The organism is Terrisphaera buseokensis, from assembly GCF_047521145.2.
Classification (GTDB): Bacteria; Verrucomicrobiota; Verrucomicrobiia; order Opitutales; family Opitutaceae; genus ER46.
In genome coordinates, this window is record NZ_CM134186.1 from 1,787,606 (window position 1) to 1,804,438 (window position 16,833).

Annotated in this window: 8 protein-coding genes; all 8 read right to left on the minus strand. The window is 69.3% G+C overall.

The window, feature by feature from the left end; genetic code table 11:
• Positions 1-46 precede the first annotated feature (46 nt).
• Positions 47-1,396 carry an eCIS core domain-containing protein gene (locus tag ACLJEU_RS06425; protein ID WP_414663668.1) on the minus strand — a complete coding sequence of 450 codons (1,350 nt, stop codon included), beginning with the start codon at positions 1,394-1,396 and terminating at the stop codon, positions 47-49.
• Positions 1,393-3,345: an ATP-binding protein gene (locus ACLJEU_RS06430; protein ID WP_414663669.1), complete on the minus strand. Its 1,953-nt coding sequence runs from the start codon at positions 3,343-3,345 to the stop codon at positions 1,393-1,395. Before ACLJEU_RS06430 ends, ACLJEU_RS06425 begins: the two co-directional genes overlap by 4 nt.
• Positions 3,346-3,594: 249 nt before the next feature.
• Entirely contained in the window at positions 3,595-4,863 is a 1,269-nt protein-coding gene (locus ACLJEU_RS06435) for a hypothetical protein (RefSeq protein WP_414663670.1), read from the minus strand.
• 88 nt (positions 4,864-4,951) lie between these two features.
• Positions 4,952-8,968, minus strand: a complete 4,017-nt coding sequence (locus ACLJEU_RS06440) for a hypothetical protein (protein ID WP_414663671.1) — start codon at positions 8,966-8,968, stop codon at positions 4,952-4,954.
• Complete coding sequence (locus ACLJEU_RS06445; RefSeq protein WP_414663672.1) at positions 8,965-11,358, minus strand: hypothetical protein; 2,394 nt, start codon at positions 11,356-11,358, stop codon at positions 8,965-8,967. The genes ACLJEU_RS06440 and ACLJEU_RS06445 overlap by 4 nt, the downstream gene beginning before the upstream one ends.
• Positions 11,359-11,377: 19 nt before the next feature.
• The gene (locus ACLJEU_RS06450) at positions 11,378-12,205 is read right to left on the minus strand and encodes a hypothetical protein (RefSeq protein ID WP_414663673.1); all 828 of its coding nucleotides are present in this window, start codon (positions 12,203-12,205) and stop codon (positions 11,378-11,380) included.
• Position 12,206: 1 nt separating this feature from the next.
• Entirely contained in the window at positions 12,207-14,570 is a 2,364-nt protein-coding gene (locus ACLJEU_RS06455; RefSeq protein ID WP_414663674.1) for a phage tail protein, read from the minus strand.
• Complete coding sequence (locus tag ACLJEU_RS06460; RefSeq protein ID WP_414663675.1) at positions 14,570-16,792, minus strand: putative baseplate assembly protein; 2,223 nt, start codon at positions 16,790-16,792, stop codon at positions 14,570-14,572. Before ACLJEU_RS06460 ends, ACLJEU_RS06455 begins: the two co-directional genes overlap by 1 nt.
• Positions 16,793-16,833 lie beyond the last annotated feature (41 nt).

Here is a 16,833-nt window from a genome sequence, read left to right on the forward strand (position 1 = left end):
CTTTCAACTTTCAATCTTCAACGTTCAACTTTGACGCGACGCCCGCTCACGCCGGCACCGTGACCCGGTGTGCCGCGCACCACGCAAGCACCGCCGCGGGCGGGCCGCCGTGACGGCTGAGTTTCTTCGCGAGGTCGGCCGGCAGGGTGCTGCCGTGAGCAATCTCCCAACTGTAGCCAGGCAGCGTGCCGCCCTCGGCTTTTTCGCTGCCGGCCGCCCACGCCTGGAGGTCGAGCGGATTCAGTTCCTGCGCACCGGTGCCGAGTGGGGCGACAGTGGCGGTCTTGTGCGCCGCGATCTTGCCGCGTTGTAACAGTTGGCCCAGCGGTAGCGTGCCGAGGCGTTCGTTGATCGCCTGGCGCTGCTGGTTGATGCTCTCGGTCACCATCGCCGCGTAGTGATCCGGATTATTCGAGCCGTGACCTTTCGGCGCGTGCTCGGCAATTGCACCGGCGATCGATTTCGCGGTGCGGTTGGATCCGACTTCGGCCCAGTACGGACTTTTCGGCGTGAGCAGGGCGGCGAACCACGTCATCAACGCCGCGCGGCCGTCCGCCATCGTCGGAAAGATTGCGAGCGGAATGCCGGTGAGGCCGAAGGTGTCGGCGTACGCATGATGGTCGCGGCAGATTTTGCTGATCACGGCCTCGTTCGGCTTGGCCCGGTTGCCGATGGACTTCGGATCGAAGGTCAGGTTGCCGGGATTGTTGCAGACCCAATTCGGACCGATCTGGTGCGTGTCGACCTGCTTGCCCGGCTCCGTCTTGCTCGGCGCGAACAGCTTCTTCACCACCTTGAAACCCTGCGCGTGAAACACGAACCACCAGTCGGGGCCGTCGAGATCGATGACGGTGAAGTCGCCCGGATCGGGTGCCGTCGTCTGCGTCGGACTCACCGGCTTGCGCTGCACGCCGATGGGCGCGGCGCTGACGGCCAGTCGCTCGGCGGGTTGCGCGCAGGCCGCGGCGTTCCGGTCGGCCTGCGCCTCGCACGCGGCGGCGTTCGCCGTGACCGGGCCCGGCTGGGTCTGTTGCGCGACGTGCGTGAGTTCGTGCGCCAGCAGCCGCTGCCCCGCGGCCGTGGCCGGCGCGAAGCGTCCAGCGCCAAACACCACGTGCGACCCGAGCGCATACGCCTCCGCGCCGCAGGCCGCGGCGGCATCGGCCGCGGCCGGTCCCGTGTGAATGCGCACGGCGGAAAAATTCCGACGGAAGCGCCGCTCCATCGTGCGACGGGTGGAGGCATCGAGAGGCTGGCCGCCCTGCGCCGTGGCGGCGGCGAGATAACGCGGCACGCCGACGGCGGAACTGCGCGACGCGGCGACGGCCGGACGCGCGGTCGCGCCGGAGCTGGACGCGGTCGTGGCGGCCGATCGGAGCAGGTAACGTCGCTTCATCGCGGCGGGGAGTCGGCGCGCGCGGACACCAGCGCGGGCGGGACGGTGCGGCCGGCCTTGCGGTATTCGCCCTGCAGCGCGCGGGTGAGGTGGGTGTAGTCGATGGCGCGTCCCTCGGCGCGGGCGGCGACGGCGGCGGCGAGCACGACGTTGCGAATCTGGCCGCCGGCGAAATCGCATTGGCCGGCGATGAGATTGAGTTCCTGCATCGACAGCGCGTGGCCGTCGCCGAGATGTGTCTGCCAGAGCGCCCGCCGTTCCGCGGGACCGGGCGCGGGAAACTCGATGATGACGTCAAGGCGCCGGGAAAACGCGGTGTCGAAGCGCCCGCGGCTGTTGCTCGTCAGCAGCGCGATGCTGTCGAAGGACTCGATGCGTTGCAGCAGGTAGTTTGTCTGCGTGTTCGCGAAGCGGTCGTTCGAATCGCGGATTTCGGTGCGCTTGCCAAAGAGCGAATCGGCCTCGTCGAACAACAGCACGGCCTCCGTCCGCTCCGCGCGCGCGAGCAGCCGGGCGAGATTCTTTTCCGTTTCGCCGATGTACTTGCTGTTGATCGCGGAGAGATCGACGCGATACAGCGGCAGGCCGAGGCGGGTCGCGAGCCACCCGGCGGCGAGCGTCTTGCCCGTCCCCGAGGGTCCGACAAACAATGCGCGCACACCGGCAGTGTAACGCGCGGCCGCGGCGGCGCCGAGCTTGGCGGTGAGTCCGTCGCGGTGATGGCAGCGTGCGAGCAGCGCCTCGAGTTCCGCGCGCAACTCCGGGCTCAGCACGAGCGCGTCGTCCGCAATCGGCTCGGGCACGAATTGGGCGAGCGCATCCAGGCCGGCGCCTTCACCCGAACGCGACACGGCGCGCACGGTGGCGGCGTCGGGCCGCGCGCCGCCGTCGAGATGCGCGCGATGCGCCGCGAGTTTCCCGAGCTGCGCGATGCGCGCCGTACCCAAACGGTGACTACGGGCGAGCTCGCCGGCGGCGGCTCCGTCCGGCAGGGCGCGCCGCCACAACGCCGCGCGTTCCTCGAACGTCGGGAGCGGCAGGCTCCAGTGCATGAGCTCGCGGCCCGGCACGTCGATCGTGCCATCGATGCCGGTGACGACCAGCAGCGGCCCGTGGTAAAGCGGAATGGCGGGTACGGCCTTGGTCTCGCCTGGTCCCACGTCCACGACGAACACCGGCACAAGGTCCCGCAGCAACAGCCACGCGGCCACGCCACCCGAGACGGGCTGCTCGATGAAGCACGGCCGTTTCTTCAGGGCGCGCGCAATCGCGGTCGCCGCCGCCCGGGCCTCGTCGGGCGCGGCCGTGCGCAACACCAGCGCCGCCGCGCCCGGCTGGCCCAGCGCGGCGGCATGCTGGCGGCAGCGCGCCTCGACGGATTCCGGCAGCGCGAGCGACGTATCCGGAACGTCGAGACTCGTCCCGGGCCACGCGACTTCGTCGCCGGCGAGCGCGACGCACAGGGCGAGCGGCAGTGCGATCGGTCGCTCCGGGAGCGCGGCGGACTCCTGGAGCAGCGCGAGCGCGCCGCTCTGGAAAACGGGCCGGTGCGCGAGCTTTGGCGGAGTCAGCGGCCGGCCGTCATCGAGCCGGCCAAAGGCCTCGGCGAGCAGGCCCAGCGTGGGCCGCGATCCGCCGATTGGCGCCTGCAGGTACGCGAGCGCGCGACCGACCATGAGATCGACCTCGACCGCGTTCGCCAGGGCGAGCGAGAGCGTTTCGGCGAGCGTGAGGTGCCACTCGCGGGCCAGCCGGGCCAGTGGCGCATCGGCGGCGGCCGGTTTGCGCAGCGTCTCGCGGATGATCGTGGCCAAGGCCGCGGGGTCCGTCGGGAGATCGCGGGCCTGGTTGGCGAGAAACGCGGCCTCGGGCGGCGCGGGATCCGGCGCCAGACCTGCGCGGTGCGCGACGGCGGCGAGCGCGAGCTGGGTGAGCGAGGGTTTCGACATGACGCAGCGACAACGGGGTCAGGCGACCGCCGGCGATCGGGCGGCGGTCCCGCGCGTAGCGCGCACGGGCAGGGCGGTGGACTCGGCCGGACTCGGACTCATGGACAAGAGCGCCCGCGAATCACGCGGATACGCGCGAATGGCGGAGGCGAAATGAAACCTGACTGCTCACGTTGGGATGACAGCTCGGTCCGCTTGTTCTCATTCGCGTCCATGGGCGTGATTCGCGGGCAACTGAATGGTTTCTGCTCAGGCCTCACGATTGAAATGAAAACTCACCACCCGGGCGAGCCACGGCACCCAGCCCGGATTGAGGTCGAGGCCGGCGCGGCGGATGCGGATGTCGGCGTCGCTCGGACGGAACGAAACGTCGACGTGCGTCGGCGACAGGGTGATCAGCGCGGGTCGCGCCACCAGTTGCCGCAACGTGAGTCCGGTGGTGCGCAGACTGAGGCGGTGCGTGGCGAGCAACCACGGGGCGAGGCGTCCGGGCACGGCGGGCGTCGGCGCGAGGGCGACCACGAGCGGATCGTCGTCGGGCGTCCGGGCCAGCCGCGCGATGGCGCGCAGCAGATGCCACGGCAGCGCCGCACGCTCGGCGTCGGGGAGGCGTTGCACGTGTTCGGGGAGACCGGCCCGCGCGAGCAGCGGCAGCACGAAGAACAGGCCTCCCGCGTGCGTGAACAGGCGATCGTCGCTCCACGGGTGCAAGCGCGGTGCCGGGCGTTGCGGCGCAGGCGCCGGGAGGGCGGGCAGCGGCGTCGGCGGGCTGCTCTTGAGCACGACCTGCTCCACGACTCCGGTCAGCGGCGAAGCGAAGGTCGGTTGATTCGCCAGGAAGTTCGCGTTGTCCGCCGCGGCCACGGCCGCGAGCCAGCGGGTCCGCAGGTCGGCGACGCCCCAGAAGGTGAGAAACTCCGTCTCCGCCACCGTGGCGGGCGGCAGGGCGTTCGCCGGTGGCGTGGCGAGGCTCTTGAGCTCGTGTTTCAAAGTGTCGAAATCCGGCGTCTTCAGGACACGAAGCAGCGCGGGCAGCACGCCGCGCGACTTCAGCTGCAGCCCGAGCGCCAGCGTGAGCGCGAGCCCGCCCTGTTCGGCGAGCGATTGAAAACAGAGGCGCAGCGTGGCTTCGGGGGATTGCGGCGGACGCCACGCCGGCACGGCTGATCGCCAGAACCAGTCCGCGCACGGTTCACCTTTCGCGGTCCGCTCCGCGAGCGCCAGCCACGGCTCGTGTCGGTGGGAAAAGTACACGGCGTCGGCCCGATCCGCCTGCGGGCTGTCATGCCGCACCGCCGCCGGCTGCACGGCCCGGTAGGTCGACTCGAGTTTCTGGCTCCACGTGGTCGCGGTGGCGCGGGGCGACACCCGGCCGAGATCGAGATGCCGCACGACGATGAAGCGCGTGTCGTCCCCGAAGCTCGCGGTGCGCATCGCGTCCTCCAGCAACACGCGCCCGTGCCGGGCATCGGTGGCGCTCTGACAGATCAGACGTAGACGACGGACGTGGCGGTGCATGGAGGCTAGAGACGGGAACGCAGGCCTCCGGCCTGCAGCGAAGGACTTGCCGGCCGTAGGCCTGCGCTCCCGTAGGTGGCGGCGAAGGTCATGACGTGGTGTTCTTGAAATAAAACGTGCTGGCCGGCGTGAGCGTGATCGCGCCGTGGGTGGAAGCGGGCACCTCGGTGAAACGGGCGGACACATGTGAGGACGAGATGTCCTCCACGACCGCGCGGAGCCGCTGGGTTTCGGAGACTTTGAAAAACACCTCCATGCCGAAGCGGACCTTGAGCGGATCGACGCGCAGTTTGAGCAACCCGCCCGGGCGCGGCGTGGTTTCACTCTCGATCGGGTGGCCGACAATCAGCTGATCGACGGGCGCGTGGCTCGCGAGCAGCAGCGCGACGCGGATGAGATCGTTGATGAGGTCGACGGCCTCCGCCTGCGTGGCGTCGATGCGGCCGAACAACCAGTCGGCGTGCACCTGCATCTCGCGCCGCAGCGTGAAATCGATCGCGGGCCACGAGGGCAGCCGACTGAGATCGCGGAAGTCGACGCCGCCCTGATCGAACTGCCCGAAGCGCTCGGCCCAGTTGAGCCGCACCAGGCCGGGCACGCTGCTGAAGTTTTCGTGGAGGCAGGTGGCAACGACGAAGAGATGATCGAGTTCCTCGGACGCGGCGCGCGCGAGCGATGCCGGACCCGCGGCGATCAGGTGGCCGAGCGTCAGCTGGCGTTCGACCTGCTGTCGAAGATCGATCCCGCTGAGTGAGACGAGACTGGCGGGCTGGATCGTCTGCGCCGCGGCGACATACTTCAGCGTCGCGGTCTGCCGCGTCTGGAAAACCTTGCCGAGCGCCTGCTGGTAGCGGCCCGCGGAGATCGCCGGCGCTTGATCGAGCGTGGCCAGCGTGGTGCGCGAGGCGCGTTCCAGCAGCGCGCGCAACTGCTCCCAGCGATCGACTTTCTCGATCCAGCGGGGCGCGTGCTTGAACCAGCGCGCGGGCGAGGCCCGAAACGCGTCGCGCAACGCCGCGAGATCGGCCGGCGGCGTGGGATTTTCCCGCAGGCAGTCAATCACCGGCTCGCCGACGAGCGCGGGCTCGATCCGGCGCAGCGGCACGTCGACATTCAGCGCCACCGCGCGCGGCCGGTGGAAGACGAGGAACTCCACGTGATCCTTCAGCACCTTGGCGCGGCGCTGGTTGATCACGTCCAGGCGCGCCTGCTCCTCGACTTTCAACGCGAGCGCCACCGCAACGTCCTGCCGGGCCTCGTCGAGTTCGACCTCGACCGGCGCGAGCGCCGTCGTGATCTGCTGCACGAGCGCGATCGTTTGCTTCAACGCGGCCCGCGCCTGATCGACGAAGGCGCGATAGTCCTTGATGCGGGTTTCGACCGCCCGGAGCGCGGCCAGCGCCATGTCGGCGTAGGCGACGCCAGTGGAGAAATGCCGCGATTCGTCCGCGTCGTTAATCTCCTTCGTGGTGGCCGAGGTCTGAGTGAGCGTGGCGAGCGTATCGAAACGGCGGCGACTGATCAGCGTCTGGAAACGGATGCGCGTGACCTTCACCGGCGCGGCGGGTCGCACCGGCGTGCCCGGGACATCGACAAAATCCGTGGTGAGATCACCGAGCGAAATTCCGAGCCGCGTGAGCCGCTCGAAGATCTCGAGCCGGCCGTCGTGGATCTCCTGCCGCACCGTCGGCGCGAGCGCGGGCTGGAGCCGGTCGAGCGGGATGGCGCGGATCTGCTTTTGCGAAAGCAGATCGAAGTTCGCGACGTAGTTGTCGGCGAACTTCGCCACGTCCGCCACCGCCTGCAGCTGCGTGAGCGCGGCGGCCGACGTCAGGTTGTTGGCAGAATCGCGCAGGAGCGTGTACGCGGCCTTTTCCTTTTCCGTGAGCGGGGAGTTCGCGCCGAGGAGCTTCTCGTTGACGGACGTCAGCGCCTCCTTGCTGCCCTCGATCTGCACGCTGGTCTTGCCGACGTTGTCGACGAATTCGTTCGCGACGAAACTGGTGCCCGTCGAACGGATGGCGGTCGCGTTCAACGTGGTCGCGCGGAGCGGCGCCGTCGGGTTGAGCACCGCCGTCGCCGGTGCGGCCGCGGCGACGGTGCCGACTGCGGTGCTGACGGCCGACGGCGCGAAGTTGGCGAGCAGCTGGCTGGCGAACGCGTTGACGCCCACGGCGTCCGTCTTCGGCGGCTTGCGGTCGATGATGTTGGCGAGACTGGCCGAGGCGGTGAACTTGCTCGCGAGCGCGCTGTTGCTGAGCAGATTGCCGAGGCGGAAGACGTCGGTGCGCATCTTCAGGAACCCGGCGTCGACGAGCTCGTCCGCTTCATTCGCGCGCGCGTTGAAATACTCGATTAGGGCTTCGAGCGTGGACTCGCCAACCTTGCGCGCCTCGGTCTCCTGCACCTCCGTCTGCTTCTTCACGTAGCCGAGCAGCTCGCGGCGGAGTTCATTGCGCTCCGCTTCGGTGAGCGTCTTGTCCGTGGGATCGGTCTCGATGCGGGCAAGCCACTCCGGCGGCTTCGCCGGTGCGAAGGCCTCGACCGACTGCGCGCGCGTCAGGCCGCACGCGGTGAAGAGCGATGTGAACTCCTCGATGTCGTCCTTGGAAAACACCTTCAGGAAACCGGCGGCGGTTTTCCGCAGACCGGCCGCGACGTCGCTGGAGTAGGTCGGAGCGGCGGCGTTGCCGGCGCGCGTGACACCGAACTGCGTGGCGTCGCCGGGCGGCGCGCCGATCGGCTCCTCGGGCGTTTCGAGGCGCTTCGGATCGGCGTCGGTCGGGCGCAACGGCGCGCTCGTGGCCTGGCCGTGGGCGGAGAGCTCGAGGACGCGCCGGCGGTTCGCCAGATCGTAACGCTGCGCGAGCCACGCGCCGCGGGTATCGCGGTAACGGGCGATGTGAACGTCGAATTCTGGATCGACGACCTCGATCGTCAGGAGCGCGGGGTCGAACCATTGCTGCGACACCGGCAGCAGGACACGGACGGCGTCGGCGCGGCGCAGATCGAAGGGCTGCAGCCGCACGCAGTCGGCGATCAGGGAGTCGAGCTGTTCGAGCGGCACGACGCTGACGTCGATCGTGTACGAACCCGGGAAGAAACGCTGCGTCGGAAGCCAGCCGGCCGGAACTGCGCCGGTGGCCTCGCGCCGGGCGAGCGACAGATACTCCTTCGGCAACAGGCCGATCGGCGGCAGAAAACGGGCGAGTTCACTGGCAACCACCGGGTCGGTGAGCGCGCTCAACTGGGCGCAGAACTGATCGAAACGCGCCGGCCAGACGCGGGCGTCGAAGCCGGGCTGGATCAGGACGCGCTGGCGCGGACGGCCGGCGGGCCGGACGACGGCGTGGCGATCGATCCACGCGGGCGCGAGGGCGGCGTCGAAGCCCACCACGGCCAGCGGCACGCCGAGATCGAGCCACGGCATCGTTTCGCCGACGGCCTCGCGATTGAAGACCGACCACGCCACGCGGTTCTGCCACTGCGTGCCGGCGGGCTCGTCCCACGGCAGCGGATACAGCACCAGGCGCGCGGCGTCCGTCGATGTCGTTTTGAAATACACCTCGTCTTCGGGCACGCGCGGGCACGGCGTGAAGTCGGTGCCGTTCGTCTCGGTCTGTGCCGCGAGCGGACGATCCGCATCGTCGGCAAAGCCCGGTTGCAGCACGAGGATCGCGGCAAAGGCCGCCGTCGGCGGATTCGGCATCAAGCCGATCGGCACGGCCGCGACCTGCTGCGTCACGGGATCGACGAGTTTGAGGTCCGCGTACGGCACCTCGATCGCGCGATCCACGACGATGTCCACGCCGGACGCGGTGAGGGCCTGCCCGGGGCTGAGCGTGAAGCTGACCTGGCCAAGGTTGATGCTGGCACCGACCTCCAGGCCGTTGACCACGCCGGAGGTAACGGCCCGCCCCCGCAGCGCGAGGCGTTGCAGGCGCACGGCCTGTTCGCGCTCGAGCGCAACGGCGGTGAGATGGCGACCAGGGAAATAGTGGAGCCGGCCGAGGCGCGGCGACTGGTCGACGAACGCCGCTATGCGCGGTTGGATCTCGACGAGTTTCTCGCCGGAAAACGGGTCCGGAATGGCGCCGAGTTTCATGCGTTCACCTTTTTCACGAAGCGATCGATGGCGGTGTTGATCGCCTTGACCCCGCCGGTGGCGGCATGGCTTTCAATCGCGGTCAGAAGTTTCGTGAACTCAGCCTTGCCGGCGTGGCTGAGTGCCAGTGCGGCGAGCGTGCCGACGCGCTGGGTGCGACCGAGCGTCTCGCGGTGGCGTTTGCCGGAGAGAAGTTTCGGACGCTGCTTGACGATGAGCGCGAGTCCGCGGCTCACGTCGTCGTTTATCAGGTCGCTTTCCACGGCGCTGATGGCGGCGGGCGTGAGGACTTTGAGGTTCGCGCCCTTTTGGATCAGCTCGAAGTTTTCCTCCGGCTTTTCGGAGAGGCCGGGAACGGCCGCTTCGAGCGCCGCGAAAACCGCCTGTTGCAGCAGCGGCGAGGCACTGACGGCCGGTTGGCTCAACAGCCCGACGAGCGCAGCGTGGGTGGCCGTGTCGGAGATCGCGCGCAAAAAGGCGAAGCGGCCCCACAGTCCCTCGGTGGCCAGCTGCGTCGCAAGGCGGCTTTCCACCTCGCTGGCGGGAATTCCCGCGGGCGCCGGCGCGCGCACGGGTGTGACGGCCACGGGACGGACGACCGGCTGCACCACCGTGACGCCGGGACGGACGGTCGGTGAGACGGGAGTGACCGTTGTCACCGGTTGGACAGGCGTGACCGTGGGTTGAACGGTGGTGACGGCAGGACTGACCGCCACGGGCGTGACGGGCTGGACCGGAGTGACGGGCCGGACGGGTGTGACCGGGGCGACCGGCGTCACGGGTGTGACCGGAGTGACGGGTTGAAGCACCACACCGGGCGTGACCGGCTGCAGCACGGGCGCAGTCGGCCGCACGTCCGTGGGCGTCGGAGTCACGGGTGCCGTGGGTCGGACGTCGGTCGGAGTGGGCGTCACGGGCGCAGTCGGCCTCACGTCCGTCGGTGCGGGGGTGACGGGCGCGGTGGGTCGGATGATCGGGCCATCGGCGTCGGTCGGCCGGACCACCGGTTGCACGACTTCCGTGGCGACCGGAATCGGCGTGCCCGCGAGGCCCTTGCCGTCGGGCAGATTCCGCCGGCGCATATACCAGAGTTGGTCGGTTGACTTGAGCACTTCACGCCAGGCGGGATCGATGAAGTCGGCGGGGTTCAGCTCGCCGGGTGCGAGCACCGCGCCGCGACGCAGCAGGAAGGTCGCGTTGAGTTTCAACAGCGCCTGAATCGGCTTTTGCTGGCTGAGCAGCGGGGCGACGGAGTTGCGCACCGTTGGCTGCGGCGAGCGCGCGAGGGTTTGCAGGACGTTGCCGTAGTCCGCGCGTTTGACCGGAGCGAGGACGAGAATCGCGAGGGCGTCCTGATCCTCCGGCTTCAAGTTCAGATCGATGGGCGGCAGGTCGATGCTGTCCTCCATCAATGCGGCGAGTTCGTCCTCGGGCACCAGCGCGAGTTCGACCCGGGCCTCGGCCGGGAAGTACGCCTGCGTGAAGTCATCCTGGTTGAGCACCGCCTTCGGCAGCGGTCCCGCGGGCGGAATGATCTCGAGGAAACTCCGCGCGGCCAGCTGGCCGTTGGTGGCGTTCGGCGCCTCGCGGAGCATTTCCTGATAATGGAAGAAGTGAGCCTCCGAGAGAGCGCGCGGCGCGAAGCCGAAGCCAAAGCGATCGTCGTCACCGGCCTCGCGGCGCACGAGCCACTCGTCGATCCACTCGAGTGCGCCGTTGCGCAGAAAGAGCAACGCGAGCGGCAGCACGCCGGCGGGCAGCGGCGCGATCTTCTGGTCGTGAAAAATCTCGCGGGCGGCGCGACTGCGGGCCGTGCGGGCGTCCTTGCGCGAGGCGTCGGAATCGTAGGGCACGAGCGTCAGCGCGGTGGCCTCGATCACCTCGCCGTCGCGCAGCGCGCTGTTGCCGTCGACACTTGGCGGATACGCTGGCGTGGGGTTCGCGGTGAATTCGACGGCACGCAGACCGAGGACGAACAGCCCGCGCAGATTCTGAAACGACTGCTGCGGCTCGCGCGTGAGGCCGAACGCGGCGTTGAGCCGCTGCATCTGGGCGACGTTGCCCAGATCGATCGTGATGGCCTGAGGCAGGAAAACGAGATCGCCGGCGGGCGTGAGCCCGTGGCCGCGGCTCACGGTGACGGACGCGGCGGGGTTGGGCAGATCGGACGCGGAACGGAGCGCGCGCGTGACGCGCAGGCCGTCGACGACGCCGAAGCCGAGCGTGCGGCCGAGATCGGCCTGCCGCGTGAGCAGGTAACTCTGCTCCTGCGTGAGGTCGGCGGCGGTCAGGAACTTGCCGTCGAAGAAACGCGGCCGCGTGCGGCGCGTGTCGAGGATGACGCTGGAGGATTCTTTTTCGGCAGTGAGATTGATCGGTGCGGCAGGCATGGCGGAAAGGGGTCGGGGTTCAGGCGGGCAGGACGTGGCGCAGCAGATCGGTGGAAGTCACGATCGGGCGGTCGAGATCCTCGAGGATCACTTCCGCGGACGCATGGCGGTTGAGCGAGGCGGCGGTATCGGCGAGACGGAGACGTACGCGGCAGAGGAAGACGGCTGTCTTGTCGGCAAACCCCGGCGGATATTCCTGATCGACCGCCGGGCTCGCCTGCTCGTAGGCGGCGTAGATGGCGGTCAACAACGCGGCGCGAGTGGCGGGTGCCGCGGAATAGCGACGGGCCGGCACGGCGGGCAGCGTCGTTTCCGGATCGCAGTCGCGCGGCACGAGCTGGAGTTCGAAGGCGTCGTTCGTGCGCGACGGCACGATGGCATCGGTGGCGTCAGCCGCGGGCTCGGGAAAGCCCGGCCGCAGGCCCTGCGCGCACTCCTTGAAGCGCAGAAAGAGATCGCCGACGAAGAAGCGCCGACCGTTCGCGGCGACGAAGGGTTTCAGCACCGCGCCAGGCTGCGCCACCTGAAACGCAAACCAGCGCGCGAGCCGCAGGCACTGGCGGGTCTTCACCTCGATGAGCCGGCCGGCGCGATCGAGCGCGAGGCCCGGATGGACAATCAACTGCTCGGGCGGCTCGGGTTCACCCGTGGCCGGATCGATTGCGCCGGGCGCGCCGCGTTCGACCCGCAGCCCGGCGATCGTGCCGAAGCCATGGATCTGGCTGAGCGCGAGCGCGAGCCGGCTGCGGTGATACTGCTGCTCCTGCTGAAAGTCGGACGCATCGAGCAGAATGCCGTTGCGGTAGGAGACGCGCTGGCTCGGGGAGACGGACGTGGTGGTGGACATGTCAGGAAGATCTGCCTTCGAGCCGCGGATCGAGGCTCGGCGGACGTTGGAGGAGAGAGCCGTCGCCGAGGATCGTCGCTTGCACTTCGACGGCGGCGGGCAGGGGGTGGGGCCGGAGATAGGTGTCGACCGACAGCAATGCCGTCAGCCCGACCATGAAGTCCGCGCTGGCCGGGCGCACGCGCGTGATGACGTGCGCGGGTGCCTCGGCGGCGGCGATCCGCTCGACCAACGCGAGCTCCTCGGGCGTGGCGGTCTCATGCACGATGACCGTCACGCGATGCGCGAGCGACGCGAAGAAGGTGTCGACCGTCGCGCGATCCGCCGAACGCAGCCGGAAGGAGGCGTCGAAGAGCGCGAGGAATTTCTTCTCCATGCCCTCCTCGCTGAGGAAGAGCGTGTCTCCGACCTTCGAGTTGCCGGAGATGAAACTCCCACCGAGCAACGGGTCGTGGTCGCGATCGAGTTTGACGCCCAGCACGGTCTGCAACGTGCGACGGAACCAGTAGTCCTCCACCACCACGATGCGGCCGGCGCGGACGCCGTTGCCCGTCGCGAGGTCGAGCGCGAGTTGCAAACCCTGGAACGTTCCGCGCCGGCGGAACAGTTCGGGCGCGTGCTGCAGATGGCGGCGGCGGTGCTGCGCGGGATACCACGGCGCGAGATCGACGCCGATCCAGCTCCCGAGCCACGCGAGGGCCTCGTCCGGCGTGTGCTGCGGATCGGTGAGCAGCCAGCTGTGCGCGACCTTGTCCTCGAGCGGCGTGAGCACGCCTTCGAAATTGGCCAGCATGCGGCCGAGGAAATCCGCGCGCGTCGACGCGCCGCCCGGTGCGTGCACGTCGGCCTCGGGCCCAAAGAGCGTTTCGCGATACAGGGCCGGCAGGTACTTGTCCTGATAGGAAAAACGCGGGCCGTACGCGCGCACGGCGTGCAGGCAGGGCGTCGCGCGCAGATTGCCGCGCAGCACAATCCGCAGGTGCAGAAAGCGGCCGCGCAGCGTGCGCACGGGACAATTCGCGCGCTGGAGCAGAACTGTAAACAGGCCGTTGCGATCGCGCACCGGCGCATCCGCGGCAAAGCCGGCGTGTCCTGGAATTTCGGATGCGCTGGGCACCCAGGCGGCCCGCGGCTCGTGCCGGTGCGCCGCCTCGATCGCGCCGAAGTGATGCGGTTGCCAGTCGTCGACCGTGGGGGCGTCCGCGGGGAGATTGGAATCGGTTGCGGCCGCCAGCAGCGTGAAGCCGGTGCCGGGCGGGATCTGCGCCTCGACGTAGAGCCGGTGCCAGGCGGTGCCGGCCTCGCCGCTGTCGAATGGCGTCGCGAGCCGGCCCTCGGCCTGTTGCGCGAGTGCCGGGAGCGCAATCGACACCAGCGGCCGCGGCGCGATGCGTTGCGGAAAGGCGGGGGTGGGCCGGCGCGACGGATACTCGACCGTTGCCGTCGTGCCGTGCAGGAACGGGCCGCCGTCGTGATCGCGGAGCGGATACACGTCGCCGGCGGCCATCAGGTTGCCTTCGCGCCACGTGTAGACGACGGCCTCGCTGACGCCCGGTGCGATCACGGCGAAGCGATCATTCGAAAGCCAGGCGAGGCTGGTCGGTCGCTCGAGTTGCGGGAGCGTTGCGGCCGGTCCGAGGCGGCCCGAGGCGTCGACGAGCCGCACGCGGGGCTGGGTGTTGGTCCAAAACAGGACGGCGAGTCGGCCTTCCGGGCTGCACGCGAGCGCGACGGGATCCTCGCCGGGCGCGAGCCAGCCGTCGGGCATGACCTTCAGCTCCGGCGGCGTCGGATTTTCCTGCACGGGCAGGAACGCTGTCGGTGGCGGCTCCGAGAACGCGAGCCGCGTCGGCCACGCCTGACCGCTGAGCCGCGCGAGCCGGCGACGCGTACGATCGAGCGCCCAGCCGCCGCCGGTGGGATCGGGGGCGAAACGAAACGCGCTGAAACTGACCGCCGCGAGCGTCGCCGCCGCAAAGCGCGAACTCAAGGGGTGGCGGATCAGAACACCGCCGGCCACGACCGTGAGGAAACCGTCGGCACCGAGCGCGAGGTCGGTCACTGGCGCGGGCGCGACGAGCAGCACTGGACTCGACGCCGTCGCCTCGGGTTCGGAGAACGCCCCGGTCGCGCGCACGGTCACGCCATCGGCGTCGACAAACGCCCACGTGCCGAACGCGTCGCGCGTCATCGGCACCCGCGCGAGCTGCGCGGTGGCGAGCGCCACGTTTTCCACGAACGGATCGCCGCCCGCCTGGCTCGCGAGCCGCAGGTGGTCGGGCAGTAACTCGAGCGTGCCGGGCGCCGTGGACGTCCACGGGGCGCCGCCGAGCGCGAGCCAGAAGCGTTGACCGTTGGCGTCCATCAGCAGACTTCGGGGACGACGGGAATGGCGAAGCCATCCTTCGCCTGGTTCGGCGCCGGCGGCTTGAACTCGGTCGGGGCTTCGCCCGCAGCGACGACCACGCCGATCAATTCGGGCAACTGCCAGGGCAGGAGCGTGATCTCGGCGTTCTCGTTGCCACTCGTGGCGGTGACGCGTTCCCACGCGCCGTTCACCTGGCGGAACAGATTCGGGCCGTACACGCCTGTGACCGCCTCCACGCGTGAAACGATGATCTCGAGCTCGCGGCGTTTCACGGTGCGGCCGAGCGGCCAGCCGCGCGCCTGCGGTCCGCCCGGCGGCAGGCAGAACAGGTACTTCTTCAACGCGTCCTTGACCGCTGTAGCCGTTTCTTCACGACCGCCGGGATTGTCGATGCCGACGGAGATCGCGATCGGCACGTATTCGCAGCCGATGACGTAGAGTTCGGTGCCCAGCGGCTTCCGATCCGCGAGCCGCTTGAAAACGGTTTCAATGAACGGCCGGTCCACGCGCGGATAGGGCGCGTCGAAGCTCGCGCGATACGGCAGCGCCATCACGGACACCACGCCGGGGACGTCGCTGCGCCGCTCCTGCGGCTTGAAACGCGGCAGCACTTCCACGCGGCCGACGCGCACGCCGGGCGTCGTCAGCGCGAGCTGCTCATAGTCGTCCGCGGTGACGGCCCGATCGCGATTGCGGAAGAGCGCGGGAATGCGTTTCTCCGCCTCGGCCAGCGTCTCGGCCTCCTGGCCGCCGGCGGCCGCGAGCGGCTGCAATACTTTCAACTTCGCGATTGGCGCGGGCGAAACCTGCACCTGCACGAGCGAACCCGGGGCGACGTTGCCCGCTTCGCCGCCGCCGAGTCGCATGCGTTCGACGCGGAAGCGGGCGCCGCGGGCGGGAATCTTGCCCCGCACGCCATCGCCGAAACGCACGGTGCCGGCCTCGGGATCGAGAGAATACGCGGCCTCCTGCACGCCGGCGAGCAGCAGGTCGTCGACCCGTCGCCACCGGCGGTAACCGAGGCCCGCTTCCTCGACCTGCAGGCTGAAACTCTCCGCTTCGATGCCACCGTTGGGCAGCGCGAGCGTTTGATCAGGCTGGCCCGTGCCCTGGCCGACGACGAGACCGGCGGTGGTCTGGCGCTGATCGACTTCGGCACCGTTGATGCCGGTCCACGTGAGCGCGAGCGAGTCGACGGCGATTGCGGGCCGCAGCCGCAGCCACGCGACGAGCCGCTGGGATTTCACCGCGTCGTCGAGCCGCGGCGGTTTGTCGCCCGTGCCGGCATCGACGTCCTGCCGCACGTTGTTGGGCGGCGCGAAGAACGAGGCTTTTGCGGGCAAACTCAGCCGCACGATACCGTCCGTGGTGAGACCCTGCGTCGTGTCGCTGACCACGGTGAGAGGCAGAAAAGCGACGCCTTTCGGGTCCGCGGGATCGGGCGTCGTGAGTTCCCACGTGCAGGGAATCGGTGAGCGTTCGCCGATATCCTCGCCGAAGGCCGGCAGCGTGAGCTTCGGGGCAAAGGCGAGATTCAGGTACTGCGGACCGCCCGAGGCGCTCTGGCCGAGCGTCGTCTTCACTGCGTCGAGGGCGGCGAGGAACGCGGGCGGCTCGCCCTGCTCGAGTGGCACGAGCAACGCGTACCACAGGCTGTGATCGACGGTCTGCTGCACCAGATCGAAACCGTCGGGGTCGGCCTTGCCGTCGGGAAACACCGGCGTTGTCAGATACGGAACGGCGGCATGGGAAACCGGATACAGACGCGACAGCTGCGCGATCTTGTCGCTCATCGCCTCGTGTTCGACCGGCGAGAGCGGGCGCTTGCAGTACGTTTCGCCGACCAGCGGGAGCACGGTGACGGTGTCACGCGTCTCGAACAACACGGGCCCCTTGATCCGCGTCAGCGCCGGCAGCAGTTGGGCGGCGTGGTTGTCAGGCGCATCGAAGCCGATGGAAACGACCGTGCGGGCGGAACGCGCGGCGCGGAGCTGGACGCCGAGGAGCCGGAGGAACGCGAGGCGCTGCCGCTCGGGGATCAGGTTGACGCGGTAGAGCAGGGTGTCCGTGAGCCACGCGAAGAGTTCAACGAGGGTGCGGCCCGGGTCGCCCGGCACGGGATTGGTCCACTCCGGCGTGTGGGCGGGAATGCGCGCGAGCAGTTCCTCCACCAGCTGCTGGTAGGAACGATCGTCGAGGGAAGGAACGCGAATGGGCATGGTGCGAGGGCGGCGCGGGGTGGTCGGAAAGTTGAGAGCTG